Source organism: Xanthomonas sp. F14 (assembly GCF_014199865.1).
In genome coordinates this window covers 1,532,281-1,548,823 of sequence record NZ_JACHOM010000001.1, presented here as the reverse complement: position 1 = coordinate 1,548,823, position 16,543 = coordinate 1,532,281, and the positions used below count along the sequence as shown (strand labels likewise).

Sequence of the window (16,543 nt, the reverse complement as noted above, 5' to 3'; positions counted from 1 at the left end):
AACCCCATTCATTGGGCTTCGCCCCGTTGAATCCACACGCCGCTTCTGGCCTGGCATCGCGGCCTGCGGCATCGCCTATGCATCCTGTCCTGCAGCAGTTCCATCCTGTCGTGGCTGCGTGGTTTGCGCAGACCTTCGCTGCGCCCACGCCGGCGCAGATTGCCGCGTGGCCGGCGATCCAGGCCGGACGCCACACGCTGGTGGCCGCGCCGACCGGCTCGGGCAAGACGCTGACCGCGTTCTTCGCGGCCATCGACGCGTTGATCCGCGATGGCCTGGCCAATGGCGGCGCGCTGCCGGACGAAACCCGGGTGGTCTACGTCTCGCCGCTGAAGGCGTTGTCCAACGACATCCACCTCAATCTGGATGCGCCGTTACAAGGCATCCGCACGGCGCTGGTCGCGAGCGGTCTGCCGGATGTGGCGGTGCGCACGGCGGTGCGTACCGGCGACACCCCGCAACGCGAGCGCGCACAGGCGCGCCGCACGCCGCCGCATATCCTGGTGACCACGCCGGAGTCGCTGTATGTGCTGTTGGGCTCGGCCTCCGGGCGCACTGCGTTGCGGCATGTGCGCACCGTCATCGTCGATGAGATCCATGCGGTGGCGGCGGACAAGCGCGGCAGTCATCTGGCGCTGACCCTGGAGCGATTGCAGCGGCTGGCCGAGCGCCCGATCACCCGCGTCGGGCTGTCGGCCACGCAGAAGCCGATCGAGACCGTGGCGCAGTTCCTGGTCGGGGCGGGCGATGCCGGCCGGCCGCCGCAGTGCGAGATCGTCGATATCGGCTACACCCGCAGGCGCGATCTGGCCCTGGCCTTGCCGCCGACGCCGTTGAGCGTGGTGATGTCCAACGATCAGTGGCTGCAGGTGTATGCCGATGTCGCCACGCTCGCGCAGCAGCATCGCACCACGCTGGTGTTCGTCAACACGCGGCGCATGGCCGAGCGCGCTGCGCGCCATCTTGGCGATCTGCTCGGCAAGCAGCGCGTCGCCGCGCACCACGGCAGCCTGTCGCGCGAAACGCGTCTGCTGGCGGAGCAGCGACTCAAGGCCGGCGACCTTACCGTGCTGGTGGCCACTGCATCGCTGGAACTCGGCCTGGATATCGGCGATGTGGACCTGGTCTGCCAGCTCGGTTCGCCGCGCTCGATCGCCACCTTCCTGCAGCGTGCCGGACGCTCCGGGCATGCGGTTGGCGGCACGCCGAAGGCGCGCCTGTTTCCGCAGACCCGCGACGAACTGGTCGAATGTGCTGCATTGCTGGACAGCGTGCGCCGCGGTGAGCTGGACGCCTTGCGCATTCCGCTGGCGCCGATCGATGTGCTTGCACAACAGATCGTGGCCGAGGCCGCGTGCGAGGACTGGGACGAAGATGCGCTGTTCGCCTTGGTGCGCCGCGCCTGGCCGTTCGCGCAGTTGAGCCGCGCGCGCTTCGATGACGTGGTGCGCATGCTGTGCGACGGCTTCAGCACACGGCTCGGGCCGCGTGCAGGCTACCTGCATCGCGATGCGGTGCATCGACGCCTGCATGCGCGCCGCGGCGCACGCATGACTGCGCTGACCTCCGGCGGCACCATCCCAGAAACCGGCGACTACAGCGTGGTGCTGGAACCGCAGGCCGAAAAGATCGGCACGGTGAACGAGGATTTTGCGGTCGAAAGTCTTACCGGCGACGTGTTCCAGCTCGGCAATGCCAGCTACCGCATCCTACGCGTGGATGCCGGGCGCGTCCGGGTGGAGGACGCCAAGGGCGCGCCACCGAACATCCCGTTCTGGCTGGGCGAGGCGCCCGGCCGCAGCGACGAATTGTCGGCGGCGGTGTCGCGTCTGCGTCGCGAGATTGCGCTGCGGCTGGATAGCCCGCCACATCAGGCGGCCTGCGATTGGCTGCACAACGTGCTGGATCTCTCGGTGGAAGCGGCACGCCAGCTGGTCGACTATCTCGCCCATGCCTGCACCGCGCTGGGCGCGATGCCCACCCAGCAGTGCCTGGTGATGGAGCGCTTCTTCGATGCCAGCGGCGGCACCCAGCTGGTGATCCACTCGCCGTACGGCAGCCGCATCAATCGTGCCTGGGGGCTGGCGTTGCGCAAGCGCTTCTGCCGCACCTTCAACTTCGAACTGCAGGCCGCCGCGACCGAGGATGCGATCGTGTTGTCGCTGTCCACCAGTCATAGTTTTGCCCTGGAGGAGGTGGCGCGCTACCTGCATTCGTCATCGGCAGAGCATGTGTTGATCCAGGCCTTGCTGGATGCGCCGCTGTTCGGCGTGCGCTGGCGCTGGAATGCGACCAATGCGATGGCGCTGCCGCGCTTTGCCGGTGGCAACAAGGTCGCGCCGCAACTGCAACGGATGAAGTCGGAAGATCTGCTGGCGACCGTGTTCCCCGATCAGGTCGCCTGCGCGGAGAATCTGGTCGGCGAGCGCGAGGTGCCGGATCATCCGTTGGTGGCGCAGACACTGGAAGACTGCCTGCATCAGTCCATGGACAGCGAGGGCTGGTTGCAGGTGCTGCGCGGGCTGGAGTCGGGCGCGATCACGCTGGTCGCGCGCGATCTGGCGGCACCGTCGCCGCTGGCGGCTGAAGCCTTGAATGCGCGGCCGTACGCATTCCTGGACGATGCACCGCTGGAAGAACGCCGCACCCAGGCCGTGCAAAGCCGTCGCTACACCCCGCAGAGCAGCGACGACCTGGGGCAGCTCAATCCCGAGGCGATCGCCTCGGTGCGCGAACAGGCTTGGCCGCAGCCGCGCGATGGCGAAGAAATGCACGAAGCGTTGGTTGGGCTTGGCGTGCTTCCGGTCGATGAAGCGGGCGATGCGCACTGGCAGGGCTGGCTGGCTGCACTCGCAGGCGATGGGCGTGCCAGCTGTCTTGCGTTCGATGGCGTGCCTGCGCTGTGGATCAGTGCCGAGCGCATCGACTGGTTTGCGCCACTGTATGCGCATGCCGTTGCGCTACCGCCGCTACAGGCGCCGGCAGATTGCCGCGTTGCCGACTGGCAGCGCGACTGGGCCGTGCGCGAGCTGCTGCGCGGCCGCCTGTCTGCGGTCGGCCCGGCGCAGGTGCCGGCCTTGGCCGGCGCCTTGCGTTTGCCCGAGTCCGAGATCGTGCTTGCCCTGGCCGCCCTGCAGCGCGAGGGCTATGTCATGGCCGGCCATTTCAACGCGCAGGCACAGGCGGAAGAATGGTGCGAACGTCATCTGCTGGCGCGCATCCATCGCTATACCCTGGGACGCTTGCGTCGCGAGATCGAGCCGGTGGCGCAACGCGATTACGCGCGGTTCCTGTTCGAGTGGCAGCACCTCGACAGTGCCAGCCGGGTGGCGGGGCCGGACGCATTGGCTGGCGTGGTCGGGCAGCTGGAAGGTTTTGAGGCGCCTGCGGTGCTGTGGGAGAGCGAGCTGCTGCCGGCACGCGTGCGCGACTATCAACCGGCCTGGCTGGACGAGCTGTGCACCGCCGGGCGCACCGTGTGGGCGCGGCTGCGGCCCGGTGGTGGCCGCAGCGGTGCCGCGTTGCGCAGCACGCCGATCGTGTTGCTGCCGCGTCGCGAGGCGCAACGTTGGAGCGGCCTGGCACGCGATGCCGACGACGCGCCGCTGGGCTCGCGCGCGCAACGGGTGGCGGGGGTGTTGCAGCAGCAGGGCGCCTTGTTCTTCGACGAGATTGCCGATGCGGCCCGCCTGATGAGCACCGAGCTGGAAGATGCCCTGAGCGAACTGGTGATGCGTGGGCGTGCGCATTGCGACAGCTACGCCGGGCTGCGCGCGCTGCTGGTGCCGGCCTCCAAGCGTCCCTCGGCGCTGTCGCGCCACCGGCGCCGCGCCAGCGCGCTGGGCATCCGCGATGCCGGACGCTGGGCGCCGGTGCGCGCGCTGCCGGAGCTGCCGCTGGCCGAAGCCGGCGAGCGCCACCAGGACATGCTCGAACATGTGGCGCATACCTTGTTGCGGCGCTACGGCGTGGTCTGCTGGCGGCTGCTGGAGCGCGAGGCGGCGTGGTTGCCGCCGTGGCGCGAGTTGCTGCGCATGTATCAGCGGCTGGAAGCGCGTGGCGAAATCCGTGGCGGGCGTTTCATCGCCGGGCTGTCCGGCGAGCAGTTCGCGTTGCCGGATGCGATCGCGGCGCTGCGCCGCGTGCGTGCGCAAGCCTTGCCGCAGCAATGGGTGTGCGTCAGTGCGAGCGACCCGAGCAATCTGTTGGGCAGCCTCCTGCCGGGCGAGCGTGTGGCGCGCGTGCCGGGCAACCGTGTGGCGTATCTCGATGGCCTGCCGATGGCGGTGTGGGCGGCAGATCGCTTCCAGCCGCTGCAGGACTTGAGCGACGAACAGGCCGAGCAGGCCTTGCGACTGCTGCAGCGTGGGCCGGGCGCCGCCGAGCAGACGCCGATGGAGCAATGGCTGGCTCAGTCGCCCGGCAGCACCGCGCGTGCGCCGGTCGCACGCGGCAGCGGACGCGACAGATAGGGATTGTTTGGGACCACCCAGCGCCACGGCGCATCCACCGCCTTGCGGATGCCGATGCGCGGTGTCGCCAGCGCTGCGGAGGGCGGCGGCAGGCCATCGTCCTCGATCCACAGGCGTGCGGCTGCGTCGGTCAGATCCAGCCCGTTGTCCGTCGCGCTCACCGCGAATGCCTGGGCCAGGCGACCGGGACCGGTGGTCAAGGTCTTGAGCGGGGCGGCGTTGCGCGCGGCCTGCATGGTGGCGATCCCGGCCAGCGGTTCGAGCGCGCGGATCAGCACCGCATGCCCGGGCGCGCCACCGCACACCGCGTTGATCGCCCAGTGCATGCCGTAGATGAAATACACATACAGATGCCCCGGTGCGCCGAACATCACCTGCGTGCGCGGGGTCATGCCGCGAAACGAATGTGCGGCCGGATCTTCGCTGCCGCAATACGCCTCGACCTCGGTGATGCGGCCGCGGCGTCCTTCCGCGCTGACCAATACCTTGTTGAGCAAGCGCGGCGCGACCTGGCGGGCATCGTGCGCATAGAAGCTGCGTGGAAGTGCTTGTAATGACATGCGCCAAGCCTAACCGCGCAGTCGTGATGTCCCAGCGGACTGTTCCGGACACGGCAGAAATCAGGGGTAGGAATTTTCCGAACGCGGACCGTACGAGCGCGTGACCGGTCACAAAAGCGCATATCCGATGGTGTGAATACGCGGTTAAGTGCCGTTTGCATCTCAAGCGCGTTTTGCCGTCGCCGATAGCCATTAGCGATTGGTTAGACAAGCCGCACACAGTGAGCGGCACCCGCACCAGGCCATCGGGCGACCCTGCGACGCAGGTCGCGCATGCACTACCTTCAAGAGAACTCCCCAATGTTAGGCAACTTCAGAATCGGAACCAGGCTGATCGTGGCGTTCCTGATCGTCTCGGCGATCGGCGCATGCATCGGGTGGGTGGGTTATTCCAACTCCGGTCGGATCAGCGACCTGTCGACCTCGCTTTACGAGCGCGAGCTGCTCGGCTTGTCGAACGTCAAGGAGGCCAATATCAATCTGATCTACGCCGGCCGCGCACGCGCCAACCTGTTGCTGGCCAGCAGCGCCGAAGAGCGCCAGTCGCATGTGCAGAACATCGACAAGTACACCGCCAAGGTGGTCGATTACATGACGCGCGCGCGTTCCAGCTTCCAGACCGAGGAAGGCAGGAACAAGCTGGCGCAGTTCGACCGCGCCTGGCAGAAATACCTGGAAGAGCGCGGCCGCTTCATCGACGCCGCCAACCGCGAAGCCTTGCGCGACGCCAATCCGGAACTGGCCGAACTCTCGCGTGCGGTGCGTGCCAGCTCGGATGAAGTCGATACCTTGATGACCGATCTGAGCGGCCTGCGCGAGCGCAGCGCTGCCTCGGCCAATGCCGAGGCCGGCAGCATCCACGCGCGCAGCTCCAAGCTGCTGATGGCCATCATCTGCGGCGGTGTGCTGCTCGGCGCGGTTCTCGGCGTGGTGATCAGCCGCAGCGTCACCGGCCCGATCCGCCGCGCGGTAACGGTGGCCAACGGGCTGTCCGAAGGCGATCTGACCATGCGCATCGACGTGCATGGCCGCGACGAAACCGCGCAGCTGCTCGAAGCGATGCGCACGATGGTGCAGAAGCTGTCGCAGGTGGTCGGCGAGGTCAACACCAGTGCCGAAACCCTGGCCAGCGCGTCGGAGGAAGTCAGCGCCACCGCGCAGTCGTTGTCGCAGGCCGCCAGCGAACAGGCCGCCGGTGTGGAGGAAACCAGCGCCTCGCTGGAGCAGATGACCGCATCGATCAGCCAGAACACCGAAAACGCCCGCATCACCGATGGCATGGCCACGCAGGCCGCGAAGGAGACCATCGAAGGCGGCGAAGCGGTGGTCGCCACCACCCAGGCGATGAAGCAGATCGCGCAGAAGATCGGCATCATCGACGACATCGCATATCAGACCAATCTGCTCGCGCTCAATGCAGCGATTGAAGCGGCGCGCGCCGGCGAACACGGCAAGGGCTTTGCCGTGGTGGCCGCCGAGGTGCGCAAGCTGGCCGAACGCAGCCAGGTGGCCGCGCAGGAGATCGGCGAGGTGGCCAGTTCCAGCGTCGAACTGGCCGATCGCGCCGGCCGTCTGCTCGACACCATCGTGCCCAGCATCAAGCGCACCTCGGACCTGGTGCAGGAGATTTCCGCGGCTTCCGAAGAACAATCCTCCGGTGTCAGCCAGATCAATTCGGCGGTGGTGCAGCTGAGCCAGACCACCCAGCAGAACGCCAGCGCATCCGAAGAACTGGCCGCCACTGCCGAGGAAATGAGCGCGCAGGCCGAGCAGTTGCAGCAGAGCATGGCGTTCTTCCGCCTGGGCGGGCAGGGGCCGGCGAGCACGCCGCCCAAGCGCGGCAAGGTGGCCGCCGCACGCCCGGCACGTGCGCCCGGTGCGCGCGGCTGGCGCAGTGCCGCAGCACCGGCCTATGCGATGTCCGAGGGCCCGGACGAAGGCCAGTTCGCCCGCTTCTGAGAGACCGATCGATGACTGCACAGACCCCCGATGTGATGCTTGGCGACGCCGATGCGGCGGCCCAGTACCTGACCTTCCAGCTGGATGGCGAAACCTTCGCCATCAGCATTCTTGGCATTCGCGAAATCATCCAGTACCGCGCACCCACGCCGGTGCCGTCGATGCCGGCCTGCGTGCGCGGGGTGATCAACCTGCGCGGTGCGGTGGTGCCGGTGGTGGATCTGCAGTCACGGCTGGGGCGCGCCGACAGCGCGATCGGCAAGCGCAGCTGCATCGTGATCCTGGCCACCGAGCAGGCGCAGGGAACGCAGGTGATCGGGGTGCTGGTCGATGCGGTCAACGCGGTGATCGAACTGGCCGATCAGGACATCGAAGCGGCGCCATCGTTCGGCACGCATATCCGCCGCGACCTGCTGCGCGGCATGGGCAAGGTGGGCGAGCGCTTCGTGGTGCTGCTGGAGATGGAGCAGGTGCTGCAGGTGGACGAAATCGCCGGCAACGCCGATGCGCTGGCAGCCTGAGCCTGGCCAAGCGCAGCTGGCGATACGGCTGCCGCCTGGCAGCTGATCGCTACACGCGTTAGCCACGCAAGACAGGCGCGCTGGCGGGTGTGTGTGCACTGCGGTCGTAAGTGGAGAGCCTGCAGCCGTACACAGGCATCGATCTAGCGATTCAAGGTTGCGCAGTCGTGTCGATCAGCGCCCTGCTGGCCTACCTCGCCGAGCCCACGCGCGGTCTGCCGCTCAGGCCTGCAGATGCCAGCCATTGAAGCGCTGCACGCGGTTGCGTCCATTGCCGATCGCGCCCTGCAGGGCGTGCCGCGCGCGCGCCAGCAAGGCATTGCTGTCGAGCGAGGCACCGGCTGCCACCTCGACCAGCCCTGCGCTGATCGTCAGTGCGCCGGCTGGCCAGCTTGCCGTGTCGATCGCCTTGCGCACAGCCTCGATCAGCTCCATTGCCTTGGTTGCCGCTGTTTCCGGCAAGGCAATACAGAGTTGATCCCGGCTCAATCGTGCCACCGTGGCGGCATCCGGCAACTGCGCTTCGATCACCCTGGCAGCCTGGATCAGCGTTGCATCCGCCGCCGCGGCGCCCGCCTGCAATCTCAGCCGTTTGAAGCCATCCAGCTCGATCAGCGCCAGGGCGAGCGATGGCGTGGCGGCAGTGGGCGAGCTCTGTGCGTGTGTCTGCAGCGCATGTTCCAGACCGGCGCGGTTCCACATGCCGGTGAGTTCGTCGCGCAGCGCGTCCAGCTCGACCAGCTTGGCCGCACGGCGCAGCTCGATGGTGTCGACGACCTGCCGTGCCAGCGCCTGCAGTGCGTCGCGCTCGGCTGCCGACAGGCGCCGGGGTGTGCGATCCAGCACGCATAGCGTGCCCAGCGCGATCCCATCGGAGGTCAGCAGCGGGGCGCCGGCATAGAAGCGGATCTGCGGCTCGCCGGTGACCAGCGCATTGCCCACGAAGCGCGCATCCTGGTGGGTGTCGCCAACCTCCATCACCTGATCGGGCTCGAGGATCGCGTGCGCACAGAACGACAGTTCGCGCGGGGTTTCGCGTGGCGCCATGCCCAGTTTCGATTTGAACCACTGGCGCTGCGTGTCGATCAGCGAAATCAGGGCCATCGGCGTCCCGCAGACCTCGGCCGCGCTCGAGGCGAAGGCGTCGTAGACCGGCTCCGGTGCAGTGTCCAGCAGCTGGTAGTCCTGCAATGCGGCCAGACGTTCGTCTTCGTTCGCCGGCAGTCGCGCCGCAACGGCGGCGTTGCGCGGCAGCAGCGTCGCGTGAAAGAGGTGCAACGCGGACGCGTCAGGAATCTGCATGGATAGACCACCGGAACAAGGCGCCGTCAGGCGATGGATGTGCGCATGGCGATACCGTGTCTTGGACCGTCGCACGCGTTGGTTGGCGCAGACCTCATCCGCCCCAGCGGATGACGCCCGTCACCGATCTTGCCACATCGGGCAGGGCGGGGCAGCGACGTTACGCTGGCGCGCTGCAGGGCCGCCTTGCCGGGCGCCTCATTCGCCCTGGCCGTCGTTGCCCTTGGGGCGGCGGGTTTGTTCGTCATGGATCTGCATGTCCTTCTGCCCGGGGCGCTGCTTGGCGGCCTCATCCTGTTTGCGATCCTGCTGGCTCTCCGAAACACCGTGCTGATTGTCGGCGGCCTTGTCGGGCTGGCTCTGCTTGTTGCTCATGGCTTGCGTCCGGGATGGTGATGAAACGGACGTTAGCGCGCGCGATGTGATCCTGGCGACATGGCCGTACCGGGGCCTGGCATGCACCAGGCCGACGCGCTGCCGGTGCAGGGGCCCAGAACGGAAAAGCCCCGGGAACATGACGTTTCCGAGGCCTTTACGATTGAAGCAATGGTGGAGCGGAAGGGGATCGAACCCTCGACCTTCGCGATGCGAACGCGACGCTCTCCCAGCTGAGCTACCGCCCCACGTGCCTGGATTCTAACCACATGTCGCGCGATTCGCCAAGCAGTCTGGCGGCCTGGATCGCCGCCCGGGGGGCGCGATCCTGCGGCAATCACTCGCGAACCAGCGGGAACTTGAGGTCCGGGTTCTTGGCCTTCCATTCCTTGTACGACACCGAGCCTTCCCAGGCGGCAAAGGCCTTGGGCGTGCGGCCGCGGCCGGACCAGGTCTCGCCGGTGTGCGGCAGTTCGTACTTCGGCTTGACTTCGCTGCGGCCGCTCTTGACCACTTCCTTGCGTGCAGCGGTGGTGCCCAGGTAAGCGGCAATATCGTTGCGCTGCTTGGTATTGAAGTGGCCGGCAAACTGCTCAAGCAGCGAGACGATGGTGGCATGCGCAGAGGATGCCTCGCTCGCGCGCTCGGTCTTTTCCTGTTCTTCCAGCTTCTGCAGCTCGTCCAGCAGCTTGGCTTTGGCTTGTGCAATGGAATCCAGTTTGGAGGTGGTATTGCTCACAGAGGTATGGCCTCGGAATAAGGGGGTGGAGACGTTGCCCAATGGGCGCGCGTCATTATGGCATGTGGCCCGGGGGCGGCCGTTGCGTGTGCCTGCACCTGCACATGACGCGAGCAGGCTATTCACAGGGTCTGGTCGCGGGTTCGCAGTATCCTGGCGAGGTCGCCGAGCGTGCTTGCGCAGGCGGCGACCCCGGCCGTAACGATACAGCAGCAGGCCAGGCGGGATGACATCTCCGTGCAGCGCCGGCCAGAGATTGACTGCATGATGGCCAACCATGTCCGATGGACTGCGCGAGCTTCGATGGCGCGCTGTGCAAGGGCAGATGCGGCGATCGACGGGGATGCTGCTCGAATGGCTGGTCCGATCCATGGCCGGGCGATGTGCAGGCGCAGCTGGCGAACGTCAGCCTGCGCCTTGCCTGCATCGCCACGACCGCGTGGATGTCTGGCCTGGCGACCACTACATCACCTCACTGCGCTGCAGCGTCTTCCAGCAACGGCGTCAGCTGCGCTTCCAGCGCTTCGCGGCGCCATTGCCCCAGCGGTGCGGGCCAGCTGCGCTGTTCGATCAGGGTTTCCAGATGCCGGCGCGAGGCCAGGATGCCGTCGGGCAATCCCAGCTCGCGGCTGCGCTGGGCCACCGCGTCCTGCAGGCGCTTGAGCACGGCCTTGTTGCCGTCGGTGGCGGCCTGCGCCAGCGGTGCATGGTCCTCGTCGGGCAACGGCGTGTTGAGCGCTTCCCATACTGCGGCGGCGAGCTTGCGCGGCGCCTTGGGAAACTTGTCGAACTGGCGCAGCAAGGCGTCCAAATCGGCGGGCGGAAACCGCGCCAGCTGGCTGGCCAGTTCGTTGTCCAAAATCCAGCTGCGCGGGCGATCGCTCTGGCGCGCCTGCAGGTCGCGCCAGCGCAACAGGCGCAACAGGCGGCGCTGCGCTGCAGGCTCAAGAAACTGCGCGGTGCGCAGGCTCACATGCGGCCAGCGCTCGCCATCGTCATGCTCCACCGTGGCGAGCAGGCGCTCGGCGTCCTCGGCCAGCCAGCCCAGGCGATTCTGCTCGGTCAGGCGGCGGGTGAGTTCGTCGTGGATGGCGAACAGATAACGCACATCGTCGGCGGCGTACTCCAGCTGCGCAGGCGACAGCGGGCGACGCATCCAGTCCGAGCGGGTCTCGCCCTTGGTCAGCAAGGTGCCGGTCACTTCCTGCACCAGTTTCTGGTAGCCCATGCCACCCCCCACACCTACCAGCGCGGCGGCGATCTGGGTATCGAACAATGGCCGCGGCAATACCCCGCACGCACATTTGAAGGTGACCAGATCCTCGCTGGCGCTATGCATTACCTTGACGATGTCGGTGGCGGTCAACCATTCCCTGAGCGCCTCGTTCATGCCCGGGATCAGCGGGTCGATCAGCAGGATCTCCTCGCCGATGGCCATCTGCACCAGCGCCAGTTGCGGCCAGTAGGTGCGTTCGCGAATGAATTCGGTATCCAGGCCAATGCGGGACGGACGCGATGCCTGCAGGCGTTCGCTCAGCTCGGAGGGGTGGGTGATCCAATGGGGCACGTGATTTCCGTCGACAGCAAGGGTTTGCGCAGAACGCGCAGAATAGCCTAACGTCGCGATCGCCTGTCGTGCGGCAGAGCACTGGAAGGAGCAGGTGGTGGGTGAGTGCGGTAACCGGATCGCAGCGTGGGCATTGGTTGCGCTAAGCGTGTGCGCCTGTTCGCGGACACCGACGCCAGCGCCTGCCGCTGCGCCGCAACCTGCCGCCGTCGCCGCGGTGCCGAGCAAGCCGAATGTGTCCATCGGTGGCGAAGAATCCGCCGAAACCGTGACGCAATGGCAGCCGCCGCCAGTGGACCTGGGCGATGAGCCGCTGGCGCAGGTGCGCAAGCGCGCCGACCAGGCATTGAAGGACGATCGGCTCTATCGCGACGCCGACGATGCGATTCCGCTGTATCTGGCAATCCAGCAACGCGCCGACGGCAAGGACGCGGCCAGCCGGCGCGGGCTGGAGCAGGCGCGGCGCCGGTTGATCGAGCGCGGCCAGGCGCTGATCGCGCAGACCGACCGTCAGGACAGCGCGCTGGAACAGGCGCGTGAGCTGGCCATCGTGGCGCTGGCGCTCGCTCCGCAGGACCCGAAGGTGCGCGCACTGCAGCGCGCAGTGGAAACTGCGCAGCGGGTGCTGAGCTTCAACCGTGCCGGCGAGGAGGATCTGCGTGGCGGCCGCCTGGGCGAAGACGGCAACGGGGCGCTGGTGAACTTTCGCGATGCGGCGCAGCTGGATCCGGACAACCCGCGCACGCGCCAGGGGCTGGCTGCAGTGGAAAGCGGCCTGCTGGCACGCGCCGAGCAGGCGGCCGAGGCGAGCGACTTCATCGGCGCACGCTACTGGTTGCAGATGGCCGGGCAGGTGCGTGAGCGCGCACCGACCATTGCCGATGCACGTGCGCGCATCGAGCGCATGCGTCGTGCCCAGATCGCCGCCCTGCACGACGCCGGCCTGCACGATCTCACCTCGCCCCGCGGCCTCAAGGCGGCTGGCGAAACACTGGCCGAGGTGCTGCGCATCGCCGACCCGGGCGATGCGGTGGCTGGCGATCTGCGCCGGCGGCTGGAACTGGCCACCCATTACGGCAGCTTCCGCCCCGGGCAGGTGTTCACCGACGGGCTCAAGGTCGGCGGGCGCGGTCCGCAGATGATCGTGGTGCCGCATGGCGCGTTCCAGATGGGCGCCGGCGATGCCGAGCCCGGCGCCTCCGACAACGAGCGCCCGGCGCATTACGTGCGTTTCGCGCGCGGCTTTGCGTTGTCGATCACCGAAGTGACGGTTGCCGAGTTCCGCCAGTTCGTCGAGGCGACCGGCGCGCGCCCGCGTGCCACCCGGCGCGGGCACTCGGTGGTGTACGACGAGCGCAGCGGCAACTTCATCCGCCGCAGCGGGGTGGATTGGCAGTCCGACTACAACGGCGCGCAGGCCGCGCCCAACAGCCCGGTGATGCACGTCAGCATCCGCGACGCCGAAGCCTATGCGAGCTGGCTGTCGGAACAGACCGGCCGCCACTACCACGTGCCCAGCGAGGCCGAGTTCGAATACGCGGTGCGCGCCGGCACCAGCGGGCGCTATCCCTGGGGCAATGCCGGCTCGCCGCCGCTGGATGCGGGCAACTTTACCGGCGGCAACGATGTCTCGCGCAGCGGCCGGCACTGGAACAACGGCTTTGTCGGCTACGGCGACGGCTTCTGGGGCCCGGCGCCGGTCGGCAGCTTTCGCGCCAATGCCTGGGGGCTGCACGACATGGGCGGCAACCTGAGCGAATGGGTGGCCGACTGCTGGCATGCCAGCTACCGACGCGCGCCGGCCGACGGTGCCGCCTGGTTCAATCCCGGCTGCCGGCAGCGCATGATCCGCGGCGGCAGCTGGGCCAACTCGCCGCAGCAGACGCGTGCGGCCTGGCGGCAGTCGCAGGACTCGGACAGCACCAGCGCACGGATCGGCTTCCGGGTGGCGCGCGGGATCTAGCAGGTGTAGTCAGTAATTAAGTGCGCATGCGCGTTTTGCGCCGGCACGCAGATCGATCGCCGTGCCGTCCGGGTGTGGCTTGCGCCCCCCGCAGTGCCCGTCGGCCGCAACGCACTAGGCAGGGCCTAGCCTTTACCGCCGCAGGACCAGGACGCGCAGGCTTAACCGCAGCGAACGCTGCCCGCAATCGCCATGGAACCGGCCGCCTCGGCCGCGGTCCAAGCGCCAGCGCTTGCGAGGATTGCGGTGATGGACTGGGGAATCAAGGTGTTTCGTTGGGTCATCGCGGCACTGCTGATCGGCGGCAGTGGCTACGCCGTAGCGCGTCATCTGCAGGACGGAAATACTGCCGGGCATTACCGCTCGGTGGAGGTGCTACGTCCGGAAGGCACGCCGAAGGCCATGGTGGTGCTGTTGCCCGATAGCGGCCATGCGCAGGACGGCCAGCGGCTTGCCGAGATGCTGAGCAACGACGGCGCGCTGGTCGCGGTGGTCGATACCGCCAGCTATCGCGAACGGGTGCGCGCGCATCACGCAGCCTGCAGCTCCCTGGCCGACGATGCCGAGCGATTGGGCAAGAAGTTGCTGCGCGCCGAGCATGTCGACGCGTTCCTGCCGCCGGTGCTGGTGGGGCAGGGCGATGGCGCGGTGCTGGCGCGGCAGGCGCTGGCCTCGGCCGCGCCCGACGTGCTGGGTGGCGCGGTTGTCGCCGATGGCGACGCCAGCGATGGTGGCCTGGCCTGCTCGCGCGACGTGCCCGATGCCAATCAAGGCTTCCTCGACGACCTGGTCGACGCTGCCAGCCCCATGCAGATCGCTGCGGCCACCCGGGGCCATTTCCTGACGGCCCAGGCGCAGGGCGTGGGCGATCTGCCGCTGGTCGAACTGCATGCGCCCGGCAGCGACCGCATGGTGGTCATGCTGTCCGGCGACGGCGGCTGGCGCGAACTCGATAAGGGCATTGCCGCGCAATTGCAGCAGCAGGGCGTGTCGGTGGTGGGCTGGAACAGCCTGCGCTACTTCTGGGCCAGCCGCACGCCGCAGCAGGTCGGGGCGGACCTGGATCGGGTGATTGCGACCTATCAACAGCGTTGGCATATCCACCATGTCGCGCTGGTGGGCTACTCGTTCGGCGCCGATGTGCTGCCGTTTGCCTATCCCGAGCTGTCGCCGCAGCAGCGCGCATCGGTGCAGTTTGTCAGCCTGCTCGGCCTTGCCCATCAAGCCGATTTCAAGGTGCGTGTCGGTGGCTGGCTGGGCTGGCATAACGATGCCGAGCGCGATGTGGAGCCGGCGATCCAGTCGCTGGACGCGCATCGCCTGCAATGCATCTATGGCGATCAGGAAAAGGACACGCTGTGCCCGGAGTTGCGTGCGCGTGGCGTGCAGGTGGTGGCGCGTCCGGGCGGGCATCACTTCGACCACGATCCGGTGGTGCTGGCCGGGCTGCTGCTGCAGGGCTGGCAGCAGGCCGCGCAGACGCCCAGTCATGGTTAGAGAGCCGGTGATGCCCTCTGATCTGCACGCGGAGCGGTCAGCGGCGCGTTGAAGGGTTGATCCAGGCTTGGCCCGCCTGGGCGAATTGGATAGCGCCACCCAGGCGCGCCCTCTGTGCCAATCCACGGCGCTGCTCGGGCGACCGCCCTTCAGCTCATCGTTATCGCGACAAAGCGATGCGTGCGCGCTTGCTGGTCGCCCACGGCAACCAGGCAAGCGTGGTTACCGCCGTCAGTCGTCGTTGCCTGGTTCGACCCGCACCTGGATGCTGCCATCGGCCAGCTGCGCACGCAGGCGCTCGCCGGCGCTGACCTCGGCGGCGCTGCGCACCACGCTGCCATCGGCGGGGCGGGTCACGATGGCATAGCCACGCGCGACGGTGGCGAGCGGGCTGACCGCTTCCAGCGAGCGTGCCAGGCTGCGCAGCCGCAGTTGGTCATGCTGCAGGCGCCGCTGCATCGCTGCCTGCGGATGCAGTGCGCGCAGTCGTTGCTGCAGCCTGGCCAGATCACGTTGCGGGTTGTGCGCGTGCAGGCGCGCCTGCGTCCGTTGCAGGCGTGCCTGCAGACGCTCCAGCACCTGGGTCATGCGCGCGCGCAGCTGGCGGCCGGCGTCCTGCTGCCGGCGTTGCAGCAATTGCAGCCGCGCCTGCGGGCTGTGCGCACGCAGGCGCAGGGCGAGCCGGTCGGCGCGCTGCATTGCATTGCCCAGCGCGTGCTGCTGCAGCTGGGCCATGCGGGCATGCGCACGCCGCACGCGCGCGACCAGCTCGCGCTGATCGGGCACCAGTAGTTCTGCCGCCACCGAGGGCGTGGGCGCGCGCACATCGGCCACGAAATCGCTGAGGCTGAAGTCGGTCTCGTGCCCGACCGCCGACACCACCGGCGTGTGCGCGGCGGCAATCGCGCGGGCCAGGCGTTCGTCGTTGAAGGCCCACAGGTCTTCCAGCGAGCCGCCGCCGCGGGTGATCAGAATGACGTCGTAGCGCCCGGAGGCATCGGCGCGCTGCAGCAGCGAGGTGATCTGCGCCGCGGCGCTGTCGCCCTGCACCAGCGAGGGCAGCAGGTCCACTTCCAGCAATGGAAAGCGGCGCGCCAGGACGCTGAGCACGTCGCGCACCGCCGCACCGCTGGGCGAGGTGATCACTGCCAGCCGCCGCACATGCGCCGGCAACGGCTGCTTGCGCTCGGCGTCGAACAGACCCTCGGCGGCCAGGCGTGCACGCAGTTCGTCGAAGGCCCGGCGCAGGGCGCCTTCGCCGGCCTCTTCCATGTGGTCGAGTACCAGCTGGTAGTCGCCGCGCGCTTCATACAGCGTGAGACGTCCGCGCGCGAGCACGCGCAGCCCTTCGCGCGGCTGGAACTTCAGCCAGGTGCTCTTGGGCTTGAACATCGCGCAACGGATCTGCGCGCGCGCGTCCTTGAGCGTGAAGTACAGATGGCCCGAGGAGGGGCGCGTGACGCTGCTCAGCTCTGCCTCCACCCAGACCAGCGGAAAGCTGCCTTCCAGCAGGTCGCGTGCCAGCGTATTGAGCTGGCTGGGGGTGAGGATCTGTTCGTTGCGGTCGGCCATCGCCGCATTATCCCGC

Annotated in this window: 11 protein-coding genes and 1 tRNA gene; 5 read left to right on the top strand and 7 right to left on the bottom strand. The window is 68.0% G+C overall.

Annotation, left to right across the window (positions count from 1 at the left end; genetic code table 11):
• The first annotated feature begins 77 nt into the window (after window positions 1–77).
• Window positions 78–4,472: a DEAD/DEAH box helicase gene (locus GGR73_RS06715; RefSeq protein WP_184456126.1), complete on the top strand. Its 4,395-nt coding sequence runs from the start codon at window positions 78–80 to the stop codon at window positions 4,470–4,472.
• Here the strand turns inward: GGR73_RS06715 and GGR73_RS06710 are convergent.
• Window positions 4,412–5,032, bottom strand: coding sequence for a DNA-3-methyladenine glycosylase (locus tag GGR73_RS06710; RefSeq protein ID WP_184456125.1), 621 nt, complete (start codon window positions 5,030–5,032; stop codon window positions 4,412–4,414). The genes GGR73_RS06715 and GGR73_RS06710 overlap by 61 nt on opposite strands.
• Before the next feature lie 300 nt (window positions 5,033–5,332).
• Between GGR73_RS06710 and GGR73_RS06705 the strand changes: the two genes are divergently transcribed.
• On the top strand, window positions 5,333–6,991 hold the full coding sequence (locus tag GGR73_RS06705) for a methyl-accepting chemotaxis protein (RefSeq protein ID WP_039813729.1): 1,659 nt from the start codon (window positions 5,333–5,335) through the stop codon (window positions 6,989–6,991).
• Between the two features lie 11 nt (window positions 6,992–7,002).
• Window positions 7,003–7,512 (top strand): chemotaxis protein CheW, encoded by a 510-nt coding sequence (locus GGR73_RS06700; RefSeq protein WP_184456123.1) that lies wholly within the window; start codon window positions 7,003–7,005, stop codon window positions 7,510–7,512.
• A gap of 222 nt (window positions 7,513–7,734) precedes the next feature.
• Here GGR73_RS06700 and GGR73_RS06695 read toward each other — a convergent pair whose 3' ends face one another.
• From GGR73_RS06695 to rnd, 5 genes are all read right to left on the bottom strand, one after another.
• Window positions 7,735–8,814 (bottom strand): sensor domain-containing diguanylate cyclase, encoded by a 1,080-nt coding sequence (locus GGR73_RS06695; RefSeq protein ID WP_184431318.1) that lies wholly within the window; start codon window positions 8,812–8,814, stop codon window positions 7,735–7,737.
• A gap of 198 nt (window positions 8,815–9,012) precedes the next feature.
• On the bottom strand, window positions 9,013–9,189 hold the full coding sequence (locus tag GGR73_RS06690; protein WP_162839012.1) for a hypothetical protein: 177 nt from the start codon (window positions 9,187–9,189) through the stop codon (window positions 9,013–9,015).
• A 172-nt stretch (window positions 9,190–9,361) separates the two neighbouring features.
• Window positions 9,362–9,437 (bottom strand) — tRNA-Ala (locus GGR73_RS06685).
• An 89-nt stretch (window positions 9,438–9,526) separates the two neighbouring features.
• Window positions 9,527–9,928 carry an H-NS histone family protein gene (locus GGR73_RS06680; RefSeq protein WP_039516171.1) on the bottom strand — a complete coding sequence of 134 codons (402 nt, stop codon included), beginning with the start codon at window positions 9,926–9,928 and terminating at the stop codon, window positions 9,527–9,529.
• A gap of 472 nt (window positions 9,929–10,400) precedes the next feature.
• Complete coding sequence (gene rnd, locus GGR73_RS06675; RefSeq protein ID WP_184456121.1) at window positions 10,401–11,495, bottom strand: ribonuclease D; 1,095 nt, start codon at window positions 11,493–11,495, stop codon at window positions 10,401–10,403.
• Between the two features lie 97 nt (window positions 11,496–11,592).
• Between rnd and GGR73_RS06670 the strand changes: the two genes are divergently transcribed.
• The gene (locus GGR73_RS06670) at window positions 11,593–13,458 is read left to right on the top strand and encodes a formylglycine-generating enzyme family protein (protein ID WP_184456119.1); all 1,866 of its coding nucleotides are present in this window, start codon (window positions 11,593–11,595) and stop codon (window positions 13,456–13,458) included.
• Between the two features lie 249 nt (window positions 13,459–13,707).
• The gene (locus GGR73_RS06665; RefSeq protein ID WP_039529874.1) at window positions 13,708–14,955 is read left to right on the top strand and encodes a virulence factor; all 1,248 of its coding nucleotides are present in this window, start codon (window positions 13,708–13,710) and stop codon (window positions 14,953–14,955) included.
• Window positions 14,956–15,186: 231 nt separating this feature from the next.
• On the opposite strand, the gene xseA is transcribed toward GGR73_RS06665, so the two are convergent.
• Window positions 15,187–16,527 carry an exodeoxyribonuclease VII large subunit gene (gene xseA / locus GGR73_RS06660; RefSeq protein ID WP_054592734.1) on the bottom strand — a complete coding sequence of 447 codons (1,341 nt, stop codon included), beginning with the start codon at window positions 16,525–16,527 and terminating at the stop codon, window positions 15,187–15,189.
• Between the last annotated feature and the right edge of the window lie 16 nt (window positions 16,528–16,543).

Bases quoted from the DNA above. Each gene is read 5' to 3' on its own strand.
- GGR73_RS06715 (WP_184456126.1), top strand. From the start codon at position 78: ATGCATCCTGTCCTGCAGCAGTTCCATCCTGTCGTGGCTGCGTGGTTT.
- GGR73_RS06710 (WP_184456125.1), bottom strand. From the start codon at position 5,032: ATGTCATTACAAGCACTTCCACGCAGCTTCTATGCGCACGATGCCCGC.
- GGR73_RS06705 (WP_039813729.1), top strand. From the start codon at position 5,333: ATGTTAGGCAACTTCAGAATCGGAACCAGGCTGATCGTGGCGTTCCTG.
- GGR73_RS06700 (WP_184456123.1), top strand. From the start codon at position 7,003: ATGACTGCACAGACCCCCGATGTGATGCTTGGCGACGCCGATGCGGCG.
- GGR73_RS06695 (WP_184431318.1), bottom strand. From the start codon at position 8,814: ATGCAGATTCCTGACGCGTCCGCGTTGCACCTCTTTCACGCGACGCTG.
- GGR73_RS06690 (WP_162839012.1), bottom strand. From the start codon at position 9,189: ATGAGCAACAAGCAGAGCCAGCCCGACAAGGCCGCCGACAATCAGCAC.
- GGR73_RS06665 (WP_039529874.1), top strand. From the start codon at position 13,708: ATGGACTGGGGAATCAAGGTGTTTCGTTGGGTCATCGCGGCACTGCTG.
- xseA (WP_054592734.1), bottom strand. From the start codon at position 16,527: ATGGCCGACCGCAACGAACAGATCCTCACCCCCAGCCAGCTCAATACG.